The organism is Rathayibacter sp. SD072 (assembly GCF_017355185.1).
Taxonomy (GTDB): domain Bacteria; phylum Actinomycetota; class Actinomycetes; order Actinomycetales; family Microbacteriaceae; genus Rathayibacter.
Genome location: NZ_JADILJ010000007.1, coordinates 96,927 through 117,075 on the forward strand (window position 1 = coordinate 96,927; position 20,149 = coordinate 117,075).

Sequence of the window (20,149 nt, forward strand, 5' to 3'; positions counted from 1 at the left end):
GGCGTCAGCTCCGCGCTCGGGTCCGGGGATCGATGATCCCGTAGAAGAGGTCGACGACGAGGTTCGCGCCGAGCACGGCCAGCGTGATGAAGAGGAAGATCCCCTGCATCAGCGCGTAGTCGTTGTTGGTGACCGCCGAGAGGAGCTTCGATCCGATGCCCGGGTACGAGAACACCTGCTCGGTGACGATGGACCCCGAGACCACGAAGCCGAGCGAGATCGCGAAGCCTGCCACCGAGGGCAGCACCGCGTTGCGGGCCGCGTAGGAGCGGAGGATCTTCCCCTGCGGGAGGCCCTTCGCCTGCGCGGTGAGGATGTAGTCCTCGGACAGCGTCGAGACCATCATGTTGCGCATCCCCAGCAGCCAGCCGCCGAGGGAGGCGATCACGATCGTCGCCGCCGGCAGCAGCCCGTACTGGATCGCCGAGAGTAGGAACTCCCCGTTCCAGCCCGGGTTCAGCACCACGTCGTAGCCGCCCTGCGAGGGGAAGAGCCGGAGCGTCGTGGCGAACACGTAGACCAGGATCAGCGCGAGCCAGAAGTACGGGACCGCGGCCAGCAGCGTGGTGGCCGGCACGAGCGAGTCGAGCCAGGTGCCGGGCTTCCAGCCGACGATCGCGCCGAGGGCGACGCCGATCACCGTCGCGATGACCGTCGCCACCCCCACGAGCACGATCGTCCAGGGCAGCGAGGTGGCGATGACCTCGCTGACGGGGGCGGGGAAGTACGAGACCGAGACTCCGAGGTCGCCCCGGAACACGTTGACCAGGTAGCTCCAGTACTGCCCGATCAGCGGCTGGGAGGTGTCGCCTCCGAGCAGCAGCTCGTACGCCTGGCGCGTCTCGGCGCTGACGATCCCGCCGCGCTGCTGCAGCTTGGCCAGCAGGATGTCGACCGGGTTGCCGGGCAGCAGGCGCGGGATGACGAAGTTGATCGTCAGAGCCGCCCACAGCGCGATCAGGTAGAACCCGAGTTTGCGCAGGTAGTAGTTCACGCGCGGCTCACTCGCCGGTCGGGGTCAGGTTCTTGAAGATCTCGGCGTTGTCCGGCGAGGCCCAGATCGCCGGGAAGGCGTAGAGGTCGTCCTCGGTGGGCCAGCCGTCGAACTTGGCGGCGTTGTACTCGGAGGTGGTGCCGCCGGTCATGACCGGGATGTAGGGCATGTCGGCGACGATCTTCGCCTGGATGATGTCGAACTGCGCCTGGCGGGCGGCGGTGTCGTCCGGGCTGGTGGCGGTGAGCGCCTCGACGGCGGCGTCGACCTCGGGGTCGCTGTAGCGGGCCACGTTGATCGGGGCGGCCTCGCCGACGGGAGCGGTGTTCGCCGTGGTGAAGAAGTTGTTGTAGAGGTAGTACGGGTCGGAGGCGGGGCCCTGGCCGAGCGAGTCGATCGCCAGCTGGTAGTTGCCCTTGCTCTTCTTGTCCGTCCACTCGTTCCACGAGGACTGCGAGGCGGTGACCGCGATGCCGGCCTCGCCGAGCTGCTGAGCCATGGTGTCGATCGCGGTGATGTAGTCGGTCCAGCCGGTGACGACCTCGATCGTGAGCTTCAGGGGCACGCCGTCCTTGGCGTAGATCCCGTCGCCGCCCTTGGCGTAGCCGGCCTCCTCGAGGAGGGCGGAGGCGCGGTCCAGGTCCGGGGCGCTCGGAGCGACGGGCTCGGCGACGGCGGTCGAGATCGACTCCTTCTGCGCCTCGGTCAGCACGAACGTCGGCGAGACCTCGCTGGCGGTGTTCTGGAAGGCGAGCGCGTTGATCTGGTCGCGGTTGAGCGCGTAGTAGATCGCCTGGCGGACGGCCGGGTCGGTCTGCGGTCCGACGCAGCCCAGGTCGACGTTCGCGCAGCTGAGCAGGGCGACCTGGTTCTGCGGGATCGTGATGGCCTCGTAGCCGGGGTAGTTCTTCGCGACGTTCTCGATGTCCGGCACGGGGCCGGTCTGCCAGTCGATGGTCCCGGCGGCGAGGGCGTCGACTCCGGCGGTGTTGCCCGAGAGCGAGAGGAAGCGGATCGCCTTCACGGCGGGCGCGCCGTCCCAGTAGTCCTCGTTCACACCGAGGGTGAAGGCCTGCGCCTTGAAGTCGGAGAGGAGGTAGGGGCCGGTGCCGACGGGCTCGGCGACCACGTCGGTCACCGGATCGACGTCGGCCCAGAGGTGCTCGGGGACGATCGGCGTGCGGCCGAGGACCGTGGGGCCGGTGACGAAGGCCGGGTGGTCCCAGGTGATGCTCACGTGGGTGTCGTCGGTCGCGGTGACGACTCCGTCGAAGCCGCCGGTGTTCAGCGAGGGGTTGTCGACGAGCATCTGGAAGGTGAAGGCGACGTCCTCGGCCGTGAACGCCTCTCCGTCGCTCCAGGTCACGTCGTCGCGCAGCGTCACGTCGAGCTGCGTGCCCTCGGCGTTCCAGGTGTACTCGGTGCCCAGCAGCGGGACGTAGGGGTCGGAGTTGATGTTCGTGACGAAGAACAGCGACTCGTAGATGGTGCCCAGTCCGCCGATCTTCGAGGGCGAGTACGGGTTGAAGTTGATCTGGTAGTCGCCGGCCTGACCGGTGTAGGCGACGAGGGTGTCGGCCGACGAGGTGCCGGAGGAGCTCGCTCCTCCGGTGCAGCCGGAGAGCAGGAGGGCGGACGCCGCGGTGGCGGCGGCAGCGGCGAGGACGCGCAGGCGTCGGCCTTCTCGAACGCGAAGGAACATCGTTGATCCTTTCCTGGCGTCGACGGCGCAGGGTCGTCGACGGTGACGGAGCTGTGTGCGGCGAGCGCCGCCCGAGCATTGTTACATGACTGAACTAAGTGGTCAACAGTCGGCGGTGGACTTCGTGAGAGCGCTCTTCCCGCTCCTCGGAGAGCGGCGCCGAGGCCGGAGCGGGCGCCGTCAGCGCGCCGCGCGCGCGGTCGTGCCGCGCAGCACCAGGCGCGGGCGCTCGGGAGTGCGCTGCGGCAGTGGCTCCCCCGCGATCACCGCGAGGAGGGCCTGCGCGGTCAGGACGCCCAGCCCGCGGACGTCGCGGCTCATCGCCGAGAGCGGCGGATCGGCGAGGCGGCAGAGCTCGGAGTCGTCCCATGCCAGGAGCGAGAGCTCCGCGGGCACCGCGACGCCGAGCGCCGTGGCCGCCGCGAGGCCTCCGAGCGCCGCCAGGTCGTTGTCGTAGAGGATCGCGGTCGGGCGCGCCTCGTCGGCGAGGAGCATCCGGGTGCCGGCCTCTCCCGACCGCGCGGAGTAGTCGCTCTCGATCGAGCGCCCCGACAGTCCCGCCCGGGCGAGCCCCCGGTCGAAGGCCTCGCTCCGCTCACGCGTGTGCCCGAGGCGGACGGGACCCGAGACGCGGCTGATCCTGCGGTGCCCGAGCGCGGCGAGCGCCGCCATCGCCTCGAGGACCGGGGTCGCGTTGTCGACCGGGATCGACGGGACGGCGGCGCCTCCGGGGGTCCCGCCCAGGGCGAGGGCGGGCAGCCCGAGCCCGCGCGCGCGCTCCGGCCGCGGATCGTCCTCCACCAGGTCGCCGAGCACGGCGCCGGCGACCCGCGGATCCGCCGCCCACCGCGAGAGCGCGGCGAGCTCCTCCGCCTGGTCGGCGGCGACCTGCAGCAGCACCCCACCGCCGCCCGGGACCAGCACGTCCTCCATCCCGGCGATCAGCTCGGCGAAGAACGGATCTCCCCCGTGCTCGCGGGGAGGGCGGCGGACGACGATCCCGACGACCGCCGCCCCCGTCCCGCTCAGGCCGGCACCCCGGCGCGCAGCCCGTTGGCGTGGCGCAGCACCAGCGGGTCGAGGAACGCGTCCGGATCGACGCCGGAGGCGGCTCCGGAGACGGTGAACCGCGCAGACTCGCCCGCGAGCAGGGTGACGAGCGCCTCGTCGACCCTCGCCCCCTGGTCGACGCGGTCGACGAGCAGGGTGACGTCGCGCGCCAGCGAGCGCGCCGTCACGGTGACGACGACGTCCGCGCCCGAGCGCTCCGCCACGGCCTCGAGCGGCGACGGGTCGAGGGCCTGGTCGACGACCTCGGCCGGGTGCAGCAGCGCGCGGGTCCAGCCCTGCGGCTCCACGCTCACGATCTCGCCGGCCGGGTCGCCGAACGCCGTGATCGCGGCGGGCAGCGGAGTCGTCGTCTCGCCGCGCGCCGGCACCGCCGCGTCCCAGCGCTCCTGGGCCAGCACGGTGCCGTCCAGCTGCAGGCGCCGGGCGACGACGGAGCCGCTCCACGCCTCGTCCGTGTCGTTCAGCAGCACCGCGGCCGGCCCGCCGTCGCGGGGCTGGATCGTCGCGAGCCGCGGCGCGTACGCCGCCCGCAGCGCGTACCAGAGGGGCTTCCGGTGCTCGTGGAAGTCGACGGCGGCCCACGAGACCACCGGCCAGTCGTCGTTCAGCTGCCACACCACGATCCCGGTGTTCAGCGGCGAGAGCGAGCGGAAGTGCTCGATCCCGAAGCGCAGCGCGGCCGCCTGATTCAGCTGGGTCGCCCAGTGCCAGTCCTCGATCGAGACCGGCGAGGGCAGGTGCCCGGCGAGTCCGCGCTCGAGCTTGAGGTTGCCCTCGTGCGCCTTCTGGTGCACGAGCATCTGCTCGCCGTACGGCTCCAGCGGCTCGTCGTGCACGACGCTCGTGAGCGTCGACCACGCGGGCGGCCCCTGGAAGCCGAACTCGGAGACGAAGCGCGGACGCCAGTCGGCGTAGCCCGTGTAGTCGCGCGTGTTCCAGACGTCCCAGATGTGCACGGTGCCGTTGGCCGGGTCGTTGGGGTGGAGGTAGTCGTCGAACGAGTAGGGGCTGCCCGGCGAGTAGAAGCGCGTCGGGTCCAGCTCCGCGACGATGCCCGGGAGCAGGGTGCGGTAGTAGGCGTTGCCCCAGGTGGCGCCCGCGAGACGGGTGCGCCAGCCCCAGTCGGTGTAGCCGACGATGTTCTCGTTGTTGCCGTTCCAGATCACGAGCGAGGGGTGGGCGCTCAGGCGGGTGACCGCCTCGCGCGCCTCGGGCTCCACCTCGACGGCCAGCCACTCCTCCTCGGCGTAGGCCGCGCAGGCGAAGAGGAAGTCCTGCCACACCAGCACGCCCTGCTCGTCGCAGACGTCGTAGAAGTCGTGCGACTCGTAGATCCCGCCGCCCCAGACGCGCAGCAGATTCATGTTCGCCTCGGTGGCGTCGGCGATGCGGCGCGCGTACCGGTCGCGGTCGACCTCGGTGAGGAAGGCGTGGTCCGGGATCCAGTTCGCCCCGCGGATCTGCACCGCGCGTCCGTTGATCTCGACTCGGTAGGGCGAGCCGTCCTCGTCCGGCGTCGTGTCCACGCGCACCGTGCGGAAGCCCACGCGGCCGGTCCAGACCGAGTCGTCGCCCGCGGCGACCGCGACGTCGTAGAGGGGCTGCTCGCCGTAGCCGCGCGGCCACCACAGCTCGGCCCCGGGGACGCGCACCTCGAGCACCGCCTCGCCCGCGCCCGCCTCGGCGCGGATCGCCGCCTCCGCTCCGCCGATCGCGACCGACACCTCGGCCGACGCGGAGCCGGCCCACTCGAGCTCGACGTGCGCGCGCAGCACGCCGTCGGTCCCGTCGACGTCGACGAGCGGACGCACGGCGGCGATGCGGACGCCCGACCAGCTCTCGAGGCCGATCGGCCGCCAGATGCCGCTCGTGGCGACGTCGATGCCCCAGTCCCAGCCGAAGTTGCTCGCGGTCTTCCGCAGCGCGTTGTAGGGGTGGTGGTTCACGTGCGGCCTCGGGCCGTGCGCGAGCGAGCGCCGCTCCGCCTCGGTCACGGGAGCCGCGAACTCGATCGAGAGCACGTTCTCCCCCTCGACCAGGGCCTCCCGCGCACCGAAGCGGTAGGAGCGGTGCTGGTTCTCGGTGCGGCCGAGTTCGGTGCCGTTCAGGCGCACGGTCGCGACCGTGTCCAGGCCCTCGGCGACCAGGTCGTGGCGCTCGGAGCCGTCGTCTGTCCACTCGAAGCGGGTCTCGTACACCCAGGCGGTGCGGCCGATCCAGGCCAGGCGCGACTCGTTCCCGCCGTCGAAGGGGTCGGGGATCAGGCCTGCGGCGAGGAGGTCGGTGTGCACCGAGCCGGGTACCGTCGCCGCCACCTCCCCGGTCGGCCGCTCGGGGGCCTGAGGACCCTCCAGCGCTCGCAGCGTCCAGTTCTCGTGCAGGGGGATGACGGTCATGGCTTCCTCGCCTCGGTTGTCGCGTCCGGTGTCGGATACTTTCTTAGACGATTGAACAAAGTACCGTCAAGGGACGGAGAGACGGACGGAGGGCCCGATGACGACGACGCGCGCACCGCGCACCTCGGGCACGAGCAGGGGGATCCTGCTCGACCTCGTCCGTGCCCGCGGCCCGATCAGCCGCATCGAGCTGGCGCAGGTCACCGGCCTCACGCAGGCCACGGTCTCGATCCTGGTGCGGCAGCTGCTCGAGGACGGGCTCGTCGCCGACGCCGGCCGCTCGCAGTCCACCGGGGGCAAGCCGCGCGAGCTCCTCGCCCTCGTCCCGTCGGCGCGCTTCGCCGTGGGCCTGCAGCTCGAGGCCGACTCGACCACGGCGATCGTGGCGGATCTCGCCGGATCCGTCGTCGGGCGGCTCCGCACCCGCGGCGTCCTCGACGAGGGCCCGGAGTCGTTCGTGCGCGGCTTCGCCCAGCGGATCGACCTCCTGATCGAGGCGCTCGGCGTCGAGCGCGAGCGCGTGGTGGGCGTGGGCGTCGTCACTCCCGGCGGCGTCGACCGCTCGGGCGAGCACGTCGTCGGCCTCCCCGGCGCCCGGGGCGCGGAGTGGGCGGCGGCCGGGCTGCGCTCGCTGCTCGAGCAGGCCTGCTCGCTGCCCGTGCTGCTCGACGACGACGCGTCGGCCGCGGCCGTCGGCGAGTTCTGGGCCGGCACCTTCCCGGCGGCGGGCGCGCACTGCACGCTCTACCTCGCGGGCGGGATCCGCGCCGGACTCGTCCTCGACGGCGCCCTGCACCGCGGCTCCGGAGCGGGTGCCGGTCGACTCGACCGCTTCGGACCGCGCGGATCCGCCCCTCTCACCGACCGCGTCGGACTCCCCGGCATCGCCGCGGGTGCGCGCGCGGCCGGCCTCCCCGGCCTCTCGGGCGACGCGTTCGCCGACGCCGCTGCGGTCGCCACCGCCGCCGTGCGCGGGGACCACGCCTCCGGCGCCGTGGTCGACGCCGCGGCCCACGAGCTCGCCGACGTCGCGGTGGCGCTCGCGGATCTGCTCGACCTCGACTCCGTCGTGCTCGCCGGGCCCGCCTTCGCGGTGGCCGGCTCCCGACACCTCGCCGTCCTCCGCGCACGCTTCGCCGAGGAGCACCCGCAGACCCGCGTACTTCTGTCGGCCCACGTCGCCGACGCGGCCGCGGTCGGCGCCGCCGCGCTGGTCCTGCAGCGGGCCCTCTCGCCGCGCGGGCCCTCCCGCGGGACGCTCGAGGGATCCGGCCCGATCGGCGCCGATCTCGGCTACGGTGGTCCACGCGAAGGGGAGTAGTTCCCACCGCCTGCTCGGCAGGCGACGAGGCGCGTCGACATGCTGGTCCGGGACGATCCGGACCCGGCGCTCCACCCGGATCCGCACGGAACCGGGCGAACGAGACCTTCGGTCAGTCGACGCACGTCCTGACCGGTCCCTCTCGCGCGGGTCGGCGGGCCCGAACCCAGGAGATCCCATGGCGAGCACCGCTCCGGACCCCACCTCCCCGACCCCCGTGCAGATCCGCCGGTGGCGGCGCTACCTCGCCGACGAGCTCGCCGAGGCGGCCACCTACCGCGACCTGGCCGGGCGCCGCTCGGGCGAGGAGCGCGAGATCCTGCTCGCCCTCGCCGCCGCCGAGGGCCGCCACGAGGACCACTGGCGCGAGCTGCTCGGTGCCGCCGCGGAGCCGTCGCCCCGGCCGGATCTGCGCACCCGGGTCCTCGGGTTCCTCACCCGCCGCTTCGGCTCCGTCTTCGTCCTCGCCCTCGTGCAGCGCGCGGAGGCCCGCTCGCCGTACGCCGACGACGACGACGCGACCGAGGCGATGGCCGCCGACGAGCGGATCCACGGGGAGGTCGTGCGGGGCCTGGCCGAGCGCGGGCGGACGCGGCTCTCGGGCACGTTCCGGGCCGCGGTCTTCGGCGCCAACGACGGGCTCGTCTCGAACCTCGCGCTCGTGCTGGGCGTCGGCGCGAGCGGAGTCGCCACCAGCGTGGTGCTGTTCACCGGGCTCGCGGGGCTGCTCGCCGGCGCCCTCTCGATGGGGGCGGGCGAGTTCGTCTCGGTGCGCTCGCAGCGCGAGCTGCTCAGCGCCTCCTCCCCCGACCTCGACACCAACCGCCTGGTCCCCGACCTCGACGTCGACGCGAACGAGCTGGCGCTGGTCTACCGCGCCCGCGGACTGAGCGAGGAGGAGGCGAACGCCCGTGCCGCCCACGTCTTCACGGGACTGCGCGGCGGAGTCGCCGCCACCTCTCCGATCACCATCGGCGGACCGAAGGCGGACCCCTCGATCGACGAGCACGAGTCGATCGGCACCGGCATGGGCGCGGCGCTCTCGAGCTTCTGCTTCTTCGCCTCCGGCGCGATCATCCCCGTGCTGCCCTATCTGCTGGGCATGTCCGGGATCGCCGCCGTGATCCTGGCCGCGGTGCTCGTCGGGATCGCCCTGCTCGCGACCGGCGCGATCGTGGGGCTGCTCTCGGGCGCTCCTCCTCTCGCGCGGGCCCTGCGCCAGCTCGGCATCGGCTACGGAGCGGCGCTCGTCACGTACCTGCTCGGCCTGCTCTTCGGCGCCTCCGCGGTCTGAGCGACCGCGTCAGTCCTGCTCGGGCTGGTCCTCAGGTGTTGGGGTCCTCCTGCGCCAGCGCAGCGCCGCGACGCCGATCGCGATCAGCAGCGAGAAGGGCAGCGAGCCCAGCAGCGGGATCGACGCGTAGTAGAGGATCTGGCGCTGGATCCACTCCGGCGACGGGGTGTCGGAGTCGCCGTAGTACGGGGCGGGCGGCGACGAGTAGCCGATCGTGAGGATCGAGAAGCCCAGCGCGGTGCCGGCGAGACCGGCGAGCAGCAGCACGAGCAGCCAGGGGTTCCGCAGCAGCGGGGCGTCCGGCTCGACGGCCGCGACCGGCCGCCCGTCCGACTCGACCGGCTGCGCCTCGGAGGGGAGCGGCGCCTCGGAGGAGGGCCGCGCCGCCTCGTCGCCCGGCCCGGCTGACCGCACCGCCGTGCGGCGGGAGCGGCGGGTGTCGGCGACCTCGGCGATGCGCGGCAGCGCGGCGGTCCGCGCGCCGGTGGGCAGGGGGCCGCTGCCCGGGCGGGCGAAGGCGCGGTCGTCGCCGCGCACCCGGTCCACTCCCCCGGCGAAGCCCCGCTGGAAGACCGGGTCGTAGCGCGGATCGACCTGCTCCCGGGTCGGCGCTCCCGTCGTGCTCGTGTCCGGGTCGTGCCCGTCCCTGTCAGTCATCGTCGACCTCCGGCTCCGCGGTGAGGAGTCCGCGCAGCCAGTCCCGCGCCTCGATGAACACCTCGTCGTCGTAGCGTCGCACGTACGAGACCGGACGGCGATCCGCCCGGGGGTAGGAACCCAGGAAGATCACACCCGGGCTGAAGCGGCGGAGGCCGAGCAGGGCGTCGGCGACCCGCTCGTCGGCCACGTGCCCGTCGAGGTCGAGCACGAAGCGGTAGCGGCCGAGGGCGTCCCCGATCGGCCGCGACTGGATCATGCTCAGGTTCACTCCGCGGGTCGCGAACTGCTCGAGCATCTCGAGCAGCGCGCCCGGCTCGTCGCCCGGGAGCTCCGCGATCAGGCTGGTCTTGTCGGCGCCCGTGGGCTCCGGCAGCCGCGTCGTCCGCGAGACGTGCACGAAGCGGGTGACCGCGTTCGGGTTGTCGCCGATCCGCTCGGCGAGCACGTCGACGGCGTGGTGCGCGACGATGCCCGGAGGAGCGATGGCGGCGTCGGCGGGAGACCCGGCGAGCAGGTCGACGGTCGCCTGCACGTTGCTGCTCGCGGGGAGGTACTCGTGGCTCGGCAGCTCGGAGTCGAGCCACTGCCGGCACTGGCCGTAGGCGACCGGATGCGCGGCCACCGTGCGCACGTCCTCCAGTCGCGTGCCCGGCCGCGCCACCAGGATGAAGGAGACGGGGACGAGGTACTCGCCCACGATGCGCAGCCCCGGGATCCGCGCCAGCGCGTCCTGCGTGGCCGTCACCCCGCCCTCGACCGAGTTCTCGATCGCGATCACCGCGCCGTGGCTGCGGCCCGAGACCAGATCGCCCAGCGCCTCGCCGACGTTGGCGACGCTGCGCCACTGCTGCCCCCGCGCCTCGGGGACCTGCGCGAGCGCCGCCTCCGTGAAGGTGCCGGAGGGCCCGAGATAGCTGTAGGTACGGGACTCGGAGGCGCTGTCGGGCATGGCGGACAGCCTAGCCACCGGCTGTCCAGCCGGTATCGCGGGCCGGAGCGGGCTGCCACTATGGACCCCATGACCGATCGCGCAGGGAAGCCGGCACAGGCCTCCGATCTCATCGACGTCGAAGCCCTCGTGAGGGCCTACTACGACAACAAGCCGGACGTCTCCGATCCGCTCCAGAGGGTCGTCTTCGGCACCTCCGGGCACCGCGGATCCTCGTTCGACACCGCCTTCAACGAGGACCACATCGCCGCGGTGACGCAGGCGATCGTCGAGTACCGCACGGAGCAGGGCATCACCGGCCCGCTCTTCATCGGTGCCGACACGCACGGCCTCTCGCGCCCCGCGCTGACCACCGCGCTCGAGGTGCTCGTCGCGAACCAGGTGCGCGTGCTGGTCGACGAGTTCGACGACTTCGTGCCCACTCCGGCGCTCAGCCACGCGATCCTCCGCTGGAACAACGACCCGGCGCACACCGACGAGGCCGACGGCATCGTCGTCACCCCCTCGCACAACCCGCCCCGCGACGGCGGCTTCAAGTACAACCCGCCGCACGGCGGCCCGGCCGACTCCGACGCCACCACCTGGATCGCGAACCGCGCCAACGAGCTCATCGCCGACGGCAACCGCGACGTGAAGTCCGCCGAGCCCTCGGCCGTCGAGACGTACGACTTCCGCACCCACTACGTGGCGGACCTGAAGAACATCATCGACATCGACGCGATCAAGAAGGCCGGCGTGCGCATCGGCGCCGACCCGCTCGGCGGCGCATCGGTGCACTACTGGCAGCTGATCGCCGAGATGTACGAGCTCGACCTCACGGTCGTCAACGGCGAGGTCGACCCGGCCTGGGGCTTCATGACCCTCGACTGGGACGGCAAGATCCGGATGGACCCGTCCTCCCCGAGCGCGATGGCCTCCGTCGTCGCCCGCTCCGGCGACTACGACGTGCTCACCGGCAACGACGCCGACGCCGACCGGCACGGCATCGTCACCCCCGACGGCGGGCTGATGAACCCCAACCACTACCTCGCCGTCGCGATCGAGTACCTCTACACGCACCGCTCCGGCTGGCGCGAGGACGCGGCGATCGGAAAGACCCTCGTCTCCTCCTCGATCATCGACCGCGTCGCCGAGTCGCTCGGCCGCCGCCTCTGGGAGGTGCCGGTCGGCTTCAAGTGGTTCGTCCCCGGCCTCGTCGACGGCTCGGTCGGCTTCGGCGGCGAGGAGTCGGCGGGAGCGTCGTTCCTCCGCTTCGACGGCACCGTGTGGACCACCGACAAGGACGGCATCCTGCTGGCCCTGCTCGCGTCCGAGATCATCGCCGTGACGGGCAAGAGCCCGTCGGCGTTGTACCGCGAGCTGACCGAGCGCTTCGGCGACCCGGTCTACGAGCGCGTCGACGCCGTCGCCACCAAGGCGCAGAAGGCGGCGCTGGGCAAACTCGACGGAGACGCCATCCCGGCGACCACGCTCGCCGGCGAGGAGATCCTCGCGAAGCTCTCGAAGGCCCCGGGCAACGGCGCGGGCGTCGGCGGCGTGAAGGTCGTCACCGAGAACGCGTGGTTCGCCGCGCGCCCCTCGGGCACCGAGGACGTCTACAAGATCTACGCCGAGTCCTTCCGCGGACTCGACCACCTGCACGAGGTCCAGGCCGAGGCCCGCACCATCGTCGACGCCGCCCTCGGCTCCTAGCCCGCCTCCTTCGTGAATTGCCCGGAAGGGCTCGTTCTCCTCCCCGAGAACGAGCCCTTCCGGGCGTTTCAGCGTCGGATCGCGGCCTGAACCTGCGCGACGACGGAGGGGAGGTCGGCGAGGTCGTCACCCGTGAGCTCGATGACGGAGTAGCCGGCGGCACGGAGGCGGCCGATGCGCGCGCGGTCCCGGCGCCAGCGATCGCGCTCGACCCGGTGGTAGTCGCCGTGGTACTCGATGATCACCCGGGCGGAGGCGCTGCAGAGATCCACTCGCCCCAGAAACGCATCGGCGTCGTAGATCTCGACGTCGGCCTCGATCCCGGAGACGCCCGCGAGGACGAGCGCGACACGCACCAGGGACTCCGGTCTCGACTCGGCCCTCGCGTCCAGAAGACCGAGCGCCTGCCGCAGCCTGCGGAGGCCTCTCCTGGACCGGTACGTCGAGACCGCTTCCTCGAGCGAGCCGCGAGTGCACAATCCCCGATGCAGGAAGAAGTCGCCGACCGCGACGAGGTCCCCGAGCTCCAGGACGGCACCGAGATCGCACCAGGTGCGGGCCGCCGTCGTCAGCCGGCCCCGCGGGTACGTCAGCACGTCCACGGAAAGGTCGATCGTCAGAGACCGACCGGAGATGCCGTCTGCATGCGGCGCGCGCCGAGGGGCCGCGACGCCGATGTCGAGTTCGGTCCGGCGCTCCCAGGGCAGATCCAGGGGGGCGCCCCAGAGAAGCGCAGCCGTCGGCCCGCACGCGAACGTCTCCGGTCGAGCCGGTACAGGAGGGCAGAGCACCGGTCACCGAGAGCCGTCATCGGTCGCACCGATCGGACTCCGCGCACCGGTCCCACGACCGCGCGCATCGCAGCTCTCGTCGCCCCAGCCGCGTACCCCTCCGATACCCGGAACACACCCTCGGGAAGCTCCCCCTGCACGCGTCCATGCTGGCGCCCGCCGCGTCCCCGCGCGCGCCACTCTCCACAGCCCCTACTGAGTCGCCCGGAAGGGCTCGTTCTCGCGCTGGAGAACGAGCCCTTCCGGGCGAGTCAGGGCCGGGTCGCTACCAGCGGGGGTGGACCGTCGGGCGGAAGTGGGTGTCGTAGAGGGCGTTGACGGCCTCCATGAACGCCGGGCCGAGGGGCGCGGCGTCGGCGGCGGTCGCGTTGGCGCGGGCCTGCTCGGGCGAGCGGGCGCCGGGGATGACCGACGTCACGCCGTCCTGCTGGATGATCCAGGCGAGTGCGGCGGCCGCGGGTGCGAGGCCGTGGTCGGCGGCGAGGCGCGAGAACTCCTGCGCGGCCTCGACACCGGTCGCGAAGTCGACGCCCGAGAACGTCTCTCCGACGTCGAAGGCCTTGCCCTCGCGGTTGTAGTTGCGGTGGTCGTCGGCCGCGAACGTGGTCTCGGTCGTGTAGCGGCCGCTGAGGAGGCCGGAGGCGAGCGGCACGCGGGCGAGGATGCCGACCCCGGCCTCGCGGGCGGCGGGCAGCACCGCGTCCAGCGGCTTCAGGCGGAACGCGTTCAGGATGATCTGCACGCTGGCGACGTTCGGCCGCGCGATCGCCGTCAGCGCCTCCTCCGTGCGCTCGACCGAGACGCCGTAGTGCGCGATCGCGCCCTCGGAGACGAGGGTGTCGAGCGCGTCGAAGACGGCGTCGTCGGAGTAGACGGAGGTGGGCGGGCAGTGCAGCTGCACGAGGTCGAGGGTGTCCACGCCCAGGTTCTTCCGTGAGCGGTCGGTCCAGGCGCGGAAGTTGTCGAGCACGTAGTTCTCGGGGACCTGGTCGACGCGGCGGCCCATCTTGGTCGCGACGAACACGCCCGAGTCGGGGTGCGCGGCGAGGTAGGAGCCGATCGTGCGCTCGCTGCGGCCGTCGCCGTACACGTCGGCGGTGTCGAAGAGGGTGACCCCCGACTCCACGGCGGCGTCGAGGATCGCGAGGGCGTCGTTCTCGGCGACGTCACCCCAGTCGGCACCGAGCTGCCAGGTTCCGAGGCCGACGACGGAGACGGGCGCACCGGTGCGTCCGAAGATTCGAGTGTCCATGCCTCCACCGTAGGCGCGGGCCGGATCCAGCGGAGCCCCTTGCGCGTGCCCTAACGTCGAGGGCATGCCCCTCGTCGTCCTCGGAAGCGCCAACCTCGACCACGTCTACCGCGTCGCCCGCATCCCCGCGCCCGGCGAGACGGTGCTCGCCTCCGACTACCGCACCTTCCCGGGAGGCAAGGGCCTGAACCAGGCGGTCGCCGCGGCCCGCACGGCCGAGGGCACCGCCTTCGTCACGAGCCTGGGCCGCGACTCGGCGGGCGACGAGCTCGCGACCGTGCTCGCCGCCGAGCCGCTCGCCGTGCACGCGCGGCGCCTGGACACCCGCACCGGCACCGCGCAGATCACGGTCGACGACTCGGGCGAGAACGCGATCGTCGTCGACTCCGGAGCGAATGCCGCCTTCGCCGGGCTCACGGCCGCCGAGGAGGAGGTCGTCTCCGCCGCCTCCGCGCTGCTGCTGCAGCTGGAGGTGCCGCAGGAGACGGTGCTCGCCGCCGCGCGCGCCGCCCGCGCCGCAGGAGTCGTCACGATCCTGAACGCCGCCCCCATCCGGCCGCTGCCGGCCGAGCTGCTCGACGAGCTCGACGTGCTGATCGTCAACGAGCACGAGGCGCGCGAGCTGGGCCGCGAGCGCGGGATCGACGCCGCCGACGACTCCGCCCTCGCCGTCGCGCTCACCGCGCTCGTGCCGCTCGTGCTCGTCACCCTCGGCTCGGACGGGGTGATCGTCGCCGTCCGCGACCGCGAGCCCGCCTCCGCCCCGGCCTTCCGCGTCCGCGCCGTCGACACGACCGGCGCCGGCGACACCTTCTGCGGCGCCTTCGCCGCCCGCCTCGCCGCGGAGGGGGCCGACCGCTGGGATCCGGAGGCGCTGCTCCCCCTGGTGCGCTGGGCGAGCGCCGCGGCGGCGGTGTCGGTCACCCGGCAGGGCGCCGCGGTCTCGGCTCCGACCACCGTCGAGACCGAGGCGTTCCTGGTGCAGCAGGGCTGAGCGAGCCGGACCGCCCCGGACCCGGTCGCCGGACCTGAAGGCTCCAGGTCCGCCGGGTCAGTCGACCGCCGCGATCCGCACCGCGACGCGCGCGCGCCGCTCCGGATGCTCCTGCTGGCACCACTCGCGCACTGCGGCGCCGACCGCTCGGGCGACCGCGGGGGCCGAGGCGTCGGTGGAGACCACGAGATCGATCGAGACGACGACGTGCTCCGGAGCGATCCGCACCAGCACGGGCTCGACGGAGGTGCCGCCCGAGGCCGTGCCGAGGGACGCGGGCAGGAGCGGGATCGGCGAGGGCGCGAGCGCCGTCGCGGCGTGCGCGAGGACGTCGCGGGCCTCCGGTCGCGCGGGCACCAGCATCGCCACTCCGGGCACCGCGCGGGCGAGAGCGGTCAGCACGGACGACGCGCTCGGCTGCTGCGGGACGACGACGCCGCCCGCCGTGCTCACGGCTGCTCCGTTCCGGGGTGGTAGACGTCCTCGACGCGGACGTCGATCGTCGTGACCCGCAGCTCGGTCTGGGTGAGGAGGCGGGTGTGGATGCGCTCGCGCACCTGCTGCGCCGCGTCCGCGAGGGGGACGCCCCAGAAGACCGAGATCGTGACCTCGACCACGACCTCCGCCCCGGGAGCACCGATGTCGCCGACCAGCCGGCAGCGGCCGACGAGCACCCCGGGGACGCTGTCGCCCGCCTCGCGGACCAGCCCGCGCACCGCGCCCTCGGTGATCGTCAGCTCGACGTCCGGCTCGGGGCTGGCGAGGGGGATGTCACGACCTGCCCGCGCCTCCCGGCGCACCTGCGCGAGGATCGAGCCGAACCAGCTCTCCTCGGGCGCGGGCAGCCGCTCGGCGTCGTCGTCGATGAGGGCGCCCGAGAGGGCGCGCACCCGCTCGAGGGCCTGCAGCGTGCGGCGGTGCTCCGGAGACTCCTCGATGGCCGCGTCGTACGGCAGCCGGCCACGGTCGAGGTAGTCGCTGAGGTCGTCGAGGGTGAGCTCGTCGCCGTCGACCGGAGCCCCCTCGACGGGCGCGGCCTCGAGCGCGTCGCCGCGCTCCGGGCCCGCCGGAGTGTCGTCCGCGTTCATCGCGCCTGCTCCTTCATCGGGGACGTCCTTCATCGCCAGTCCTCCATCGCCACGACCAGCGATTCGCGGGCTCGCGCCAGCTTGCCGCGGACGGCCGTCACGGTCAGCCCCAGGTGCTCGGCGATCTCGCCGTAGGACTCGCCGCCGACCTCGCGGAGCAGCCAGCACTGGCGCTGGGATTCGGGCAGCTGCGCGAGAGCCTGGGCGAGCGCCTTCATCGCGTCGGAGCGCTCGGCGGCCTCGAAGGGGCCGGGCCCCGTCGCGGCGGGGTGCTCCACGGCGTCGACGTCGTCGGCGGGTCGGCGCTGGCGCAGCAGGTCGACGCTCGAGCGGCTCACGATCCGCATCATCCAGCTGCGCACGCTCGCCGGCTCCTTGAGCTGCGGGAGCTGGGCCCAGACCGTGATGAGCGCGTTCTGCACGGCGTCGGAGGCGTCCGCCTGCGAGCCGGTCAGCCGCCACGCGTACGCCCGGAGGATCGACTGGTGCCGCTTGACGAGGACCTCGAAGGCCCGCACGTCGCCCTCGGCCGAGCGCTCGGCGAGGAGCGCATCGCTCGCCGACTCCAGACCAGGCATGACGCCCTCTCTCCTCGACCGTCGGCACCGTGCCGGACACCTATCAGGCAACGGTCAGGAAATTTCCCGATCCGGACCGTGACGATCACCCGCCGGGCTCCGTCCCACTCATGTAAGCACAGCCCGAGGGCGCAGGACTGCGAAGTCGATGCGACCGGGCCCAGGACCCCCGACCGCGGAACCGCGGCCGACGAGACGTACAGGAGACACCATGAGCGACACCACCCGCACCCCCTCCACCCCCCGCGTCGACAAGTCCGTCGACACCGTGACCAGCCTCGGCGGCGCGGTCTCCGGCACCGCTCAGGGCCGCACCGTCATCGACGACGCCGTGATCGCGAAGGTCGCCGGCATCGCGGCCCGCGAGGTCCCCGGCGTCTTCGCCCTCGGCAACAACGCCGCCCGCGCGTTCGGCGCCATCCGCTCCGCCGTCGGCGGCAACGACCTGGCCCAGGGCGTCCGCGTCGAGGTCGGCGAGACCCAGGTCGCCGTCGACGTGACCCTCGTCGTCGAGTACCCCGTCCCGATGCAGACCGTGGCCGACCGCGTCCGCGACGCGGTGGGCGAGGCCATCACCGGCCTCGTCGGCATGGCGGTCGCCGAGATCAACGTCGCGATCGTCGACGTGCACATCCCCGGGGACGACGACTCCGCCGAGACCGAGAGCCGCGTCCGATGAGCACCCCCACCCCCTCCGCCCCCGCGAGCCGGGGCACCGTGCTCGGCGTCGTCGTCGGCGCGATCCTCGCCTTCGCCGCCCTGCTCTTCGGCTTCTGGGGCTTCGTCCTCACCGCCGTGTTCATGGCGCTCGGCGTCCTGATCACGCGGATGCTCGACGGATCGCTGGACGTGCGCGGACTCGTGGACGTGTTCCGCGGCCGCACGACCTCCCGCTAGGAGCCGTCATGACCACCGCCCTGCAGTCGCGTCCCGCCGCCGGCGCCCCCGCGCCGGTGGCGGGCACCGTCACCGTCAGCGTCCGCTCGATCGAGCGCACCGCGCTCGCCGTCGTGCACGAGGAGCTCGGCGTGGAGGTGTCCGCGATCCGCGTCCGCCTGTCGGACGACAGCGGGGGCCTCGCGCTCTCCGTCACGACTCCCGTCGTCGTCGGCTCGGACCCCGCCGCCGCCCCCGGAGCCGGCGAGGGGAGCCTGCTCGATCGCCTCCACCGCGATCGGAGCCGCATCGCCGCCCGGATGCAGGCCTTGACCGGCCGCACCGTCACCCGGGTCGACATCCGGGTGAACGGCACCCGCACCCGACACACGAGGAGAGTCGCATGAGCACGGCCGCATCCCCCCGCGACGCCGCTCCCGACGCGCGCTACCGCCGCTTCCTGCGGCGCGAGACGCACCGCTCGCGCTCGGCCGCGCAGATCGTCGTCCTCGTGGCGATCGCCCTGATCGCCGCGTACGTCGGCACCGAGGCGGTGCTCGCCGTCCTCGGCGCGGCCCCGCTCCTGATCACGCCCTCCGCTCTGCTGGGAGCCCTGGTCGGAGTGGGCGGGCTCGCCTCCTCCGCTCTGATCGGCGTCGCGGTCGTCACCGGGCTGCTCGCACTGGTGCTGCTCGTGCTGGCGATCGCCCCCGGGGCGCGCGCTCGGCACACCATCGACGACGAGCGCCTCGCGGTCGTGGTCGACGACGGAGTGATCGCCTCGGCGCTCGCGCGCTCGGCCCGCACCGTGGCCCGCTCGCGCCGCGAGGACACCAGCGCCTCGATCGGACGCCGCACCGCGGTCGTCTCGATCACGCCCGCCTCCGGAATCGCCGTCGACCGCGACTCCGTCCAGAGCGCCCTCGACGCCGAACTGGAGCGGATCTCCGCGCAGCCCGTCACCCGCGCCACCGTCCGCATCGCCGAGTCCGGGAGGATCTGATGACCACGAGCAACCGCTTCGTCAACCGCCTGATCCTGCTCCTCGTCGGCCTCGTGCTGGCCGCCGTCACCGCCGGACTCGTCCTGGTCGCGGTCTCGCAGCCCGTGCGGGACGCGGTCTCGGCCTTCGGCTCCGACCAGGGGGCGGCCCTCGTCTCCCGGATCTCGCCCGAGGACGGCACGCCCTGGAACGACACCGCCGTGCTCTGGCCGCTCTACGCGATCGTCGGCGTGTGCCTCCTGGGCGTCGTGATCGCCCTCGCACTCGCCCTCGCGCACGGCCGCGGTCGCACCGGCACGGTGCTGCACGACGAGACCTCCGCCGAGGGCGGCCCGGCCGGCTCGGTCGAGTTCGCCACGGGATTCGCCGAGGACGTCCTCGAGAACGCCCTCGCCGGCCGCGGCGACCTGCTCGACGTGACGGTGTCGGCCTACCAGCACGGGTCCACCACCGCCCTCAAGGTCCGGGTCCTCCCCCGCAGCGGGGTCTCGCCGCGCACGGTGGTCGACTCGGTGCGCTCGGAGGTCGAGAGCCTGGACCGCCTGCTCGGAGTCCGCCTCCCGGTCGTGCTCGAGGTCGCCTCGAGCGCCCGCGCCGGCTTCTCCCGGGAGGACCGCGTCGGCTGACCCCTGCGCGCAGAGCGTGCAGGCACCACTCCTCCCGCGGCCGTCGCGGGAGGATCACCGAATCGAACGAAGGGAGCCCCTGATGGGTGCTGACGACAAGATCCGCAACGCTGCTGAGAACCTCCTCGGGAAGGCGAAGGAGGCGGCCGGCAAGCTGACCGACAACGAGCGCCTCGAGGCCGAGGGACAGGCCGACCAGACGAAGGCGCAGACCAAGAAGGTCGGCGAGGACGTCAAGGACGTCTTCAAGAACTGACTCCACCGCTCCTGCCGAGGAGGCCGTCACCGCTCGCGCGGGGGCGGCCTCTTCCGCGTTCCGGCGTCAGACGCTCCAGAACATGATGCGACCGGCCGAGGCGGAGTCGATGTCCTGGTCGAGGTTGTCGACCGTGTGCGACGCGTAGAGGATCGTGTCCCCGTCGACGCTCGTGACGATCCCGGTGTGGTCCCAGTCGCCGGAGCCGTCCCAGTCGAACTGCACGACGTCGCCGACCTCGACCTGATCGCGCTGCGCGTTCGTGAGGGGCGTCGCCCGCTCCGGGTGGGCGGCGAGGTAGGAGTTGAAGGCCGTCGACGACGCCCAGGCCGAGCTGTACCCGCCGCCGGACGAGAAGCTCCACTCGGAGTCCATGGTCCAGCCGCGGGCGATCAGCGACTGCGAGGTGAAGTTCACGCAGTCGTTGCCCGCGATCACGCCGTACTGCGCCGAGTTGTACTCGGTCCAGTACGTCCGGACGTAGTCGAGCTGCGAGGCGAGGCGGCTCGCGTCGAGCGCGGCGGCGGCCTTCGCGGCCTCGATCGCGGGATCGGGCGTGTAGGCGAACGTGATCGCAGAGGCCACGACCTTGGTGGTGGCCAGCAC

At 72.9% G+C, this 20,149-nt stretch carries 22 protein-coding genes; 10 read left to right on the top strand and 12 right to left on the bottom strand.

The features are described from left to right. Positions 1-4: 4 nt before the first annotated feature. The 4 genes from IOC53_RS04770 to IOC53_RS04785 all read right to left on the bottom strand — a co-directional run bounded on the left by IOC53_RS04770 (position 5) and on the right by IOC53_RS04785 (position 6,163). Positions 5-994 (bottom strand): ABC transporter permease, encoded by a 990-nt coding sequence (locus IOC53_RS04770; protein WP_207403222.1) that lies wholly within the window; start codon positions 992-994, stop codon positions 5-7. Between the two features lie 7 nt (positions 995-1,001). Further along, positions 1,002-2,696, bottom strand: coding sequence for an ABC transporter substrate-binding protein (locus IOC53_RS04775; RefSeq protein ID WP_207403223.1), 1,695 nt, complete (start codon positions 2,694-2,696; stop codon positions 1,002-1,004). Positions 2,697-2,876: 180 nt separating this feature from the next. After that, entirely contained in the window at positions 2,877-3,629 is a 753-nt protein-coding gene (locus tag IOC53_RS04780) for a substrate-binding domain-containing protein (RefSeq protein WP_207403224.1), read from the bottom strand. 92 nt (positions 3,630-3,721) lie between these two features. Further along, on the bottom strand, positions 3,722-6,163 hold the full coding sequence (locus IOC53_RS04785; RefSeq protein ID WP_207403225.1) for a glycoside hydrolase family 2 protein: 2,442 nt from the start codon (positions 6,161-6,163) through the stop codon (positions 3,722-3,724). Positions 6,164-6,260: 97 nt separating this feature from the next. Here IOC53_RS04785 and IOC53_RS04790 point away from each other — a divergent pair, with 97 nt between their 5' ends. Beyond that, positions 6,261-7,484, top strand: coding sequence for an ROK family protein (locus IOC53_RS04790; RefSeq protein WP_207403226.1), 1,224 nt, complete (start codon positions 6,261-6,263; stop codon positions 7,482-7,484). A 178-nt stretch (positions 7,485-7,662) separates the two neighbouring features. Next, a complete protein-coding gene (locus tag IOC53_RS04795) occupies positions 7,663-8,778 on the top strand; it encodes a VIT1/CCC1 family protein (protein WP_207403227.1) in 1,116 nt (371 codons plus the stop codon). A gap of 9 nt (positions 8,779-8,787) precedes the next feature. Here the strand turns inward: IOC53_RS04795 and IOC53_RS04800 are convergent, their stop codons facing one another. Further along, positions 8,788-9,435: a hypothetical protein gene (locus tag IOC53_RS04800; protein WP_207403228.1), complete on the bottom strand. Its 648-nt coding sequence runs from the start codon at positions 9,433-9,435 to the stop codon at positions 8,788-8,790. Continuing rightward, on the bottom strand, positions 9,428-10,387 hold the full coding sequence (pheA, locus tag IOC53_RS04805; protein ID WP_207403229.1) for a prephenate dehydratase: 960 nt from the start codon (positions 10,385-10,387) through the stop codon (positions 9,428-9,430). Before pheA ends, IOC53_RS04800 begins: the two co-directional genes overlap by 8 nt. Positions 10,388-10,456: 69 nt before the next feature. Here pheA and pgm point away from each other — a divergent pair, with 69 nt between their 5' ends. Beyond that, positions 10,457-12,079, top strand: coding sequence for a phosphoglucomutase (alpha-D-glucose-1,6-bisphosphate-dependent) (pgm, locus tag IOC53_RS04810; protein ID WP_207403230.1), 1,623 nt, complete (start codon positions 10,457-10,459; stop codon positions 12,077-12,079). 68 nt (positions 12,080-12,147) lie between these two features. Here pgm and IOC53_RS04815 read toward each other — a convergent pair whose 3' ends face one another. Further along, the gene (locus IOC53_RS04815) at positions 12,148-12,681 is read right to left on the bottom strand and encodes a DUF559 domain-containing protein (protein WP_207403231.1); all 534 of its coding nucleotides are present in this window, start codon (positions 12,679-12,681) and stop codon (positions 12,148-12,150) included. Positions 12,682-13,135: 454 nt separating this feature from the next. Continuing rightward, positions 13,136-14,122 (bottom strand): aldo/keto reductase, encoded by a 987-nt coding sequence (locus tag IOC53_RS04820; RefSeq protein WP_207403232.1) that lies wholly within the window; start codon positions 14,120-14,122, stop codon positions 13,136-13,138. A gap of 64 nt (positions 14,123-14,186) precedes the next feature. Here IOC53_RS04820 and IOC53_RS04825 point away from each other — a divergent pair, with 64 nt between their 5' ends. Then, positions 14,187-15,116, top strand: a complete 930-nt coding sequence (locus IOC53_RS04825) for a ribokinase (RefSeq protein ID WP_207403233.1) — start codon at positions 14,187-14,189, stop codon at positions 15,114-15,116. Between the two features lie 57 nt (positions 15,117-15,173). Here the strand turns inward: IOC53_RS04825 and IOC53_RS04830 are convergent, their stop codons facing one another. Genes IOC53_RS04830 through IOC53_RS04840 form a run of 3 tightly spaced genes read right to left on the bottom strand, consistent with a single transcriptional unit; the run spans position 15,174 to position 16,782 of the window. Further along, positions 15,174-15,569: a hypothetical protein gene (locus IOC53_RS04830; RefSeq protein ID WP_207403234.1), complete on the bottom strand. Its 396-nt coding sequence runs from the start codon at positions 15,567-15,569 to the stop codon at positions 15,174-15,176. Beyond that, positions 15,566-16,204 carry an Asp23/Gls24 family envelope stress response protein gene (locus tag IOC53_RS04835; RefSeq protein ID WP_207403235.1) on the bottom strand — a complete coding sequence of 213 codons (639 nt, stop codon included), beginning with the start codon at positions 16,202-16,204 and terminating at the stop codon, positions 15,566-15,568. The genes IOC53_RS04830 and IOC53_RS04835 overlap by 4 nt, the downstream gene beginning before the upstream one ends. A gap of 29 nt (positions 16,205-16,233) precedes the next feature. After that, positions 16,234-16,782: an RNA polymerase sigma factor gene (locus tag IOC53_RS04840; RefSeq protein WP_207403236.1), complete on the bottom strand. Its 549-nt coding sequence runs from the start codon at positions 16,780-16,782 to the stop codon at positions 16,234-16,236. A 211-nt stretch (positions 16,783-16,993) separates the two neighbouring features. Between IOC53_RS04840 and IOC53_RS04845 the strand changes: the two genes are divergently transcribed. From IOC53_RS04845 to IOC53_RS04870, 6 genes are all read left to right on the top strand, one after another. Next, positions 16,994-17,461, top strand: a complete 468-nt coding sequence (locus tag IOC53_RS04845) for an Asp23/Gls24 family envelope stress response protein (RefSeq protein ID WP_207403237.1) — start codon at positions 16,994-16,996, stop codon at positions 17,459-17,461. Then, positions 17,458-17,679 carry a DUF2273 domain-containing protein gene (locus tag IOC53_RS04850; protein ID WP_207403238.1) on the top strand — a complete coding sequence of 74 codons (222 nt, stop codon included), beginning with the start codon at positions 17,458-17,460 and terminating at the stop codon, positions 17,677-17,679. Before IOC53_RS04845 ends, IOC53_RS04850 begins: the two co-directional genes overlap by 4 nt. An 8-nt stretch (positions 17,680-17,687) precedes the next feature. After that, a complete protein-coding gene (locus tag IOC53_RS04855) occupies positions 17,688-18,065 on the top strand; it encodes a hypothetical protein (protein ID WP_207403239.1) in 378 nt (125 codons plus the stop codon). Further along, positions 18,062-18,661, top strand: coding sequence for a hypothetical protein (locus IOC53_RS04860; RefSeq protein WP_207403240.1), 600 nt, complete (start codon positions 18,062-18,064; stop codon positions 18,659-18,661). The genes IOC53_RS04855 and IOC53_RS04860 overlap by 4 nt, the downstream gene beginning before the upstream one ends. Beyond that, positions 18,661-19,287, top strand: a complete 627-nt coding sequence (locus IOC53_RS04865) for a hypothetical protein (RefSeq protein ID WP_207403241.1) — start codon at positions 18,661-18,663, stop codon at positions 19,285-19,287. Before IOC53_RS04860 ends, IOC53_RS04865 begins: the two co-directional genes overlap by 1 nt. Before the next feature lie 82 nt (positions 19,288-19,369). Then, the gene (locus IOC53_RS04870) at positions 19,370-19,543 is read left to right on the top strand and encodes a CsbD family protein (protein ID WP_207403242.1); all 174 of its coding nucleotides are present in this window, start codon (positions 19,370-19,372) and stop codon (positions 19,541-19,543) included. A gap of 66 nt (positions 19,544-19,609) precedes the next feature. Here the strand turns inward: IOC53_RS04870 and IOC53_RS04875 are convergent. Further along, positions 19,610-20,149, bottom strand: a 540-nt coding sequence (locus tag IOC53_RS04875) for an amidase domain-containing protein (RefSeq protein ID WP_207403243.1), incomplete at its 5' end; no start/stop codon positions are given.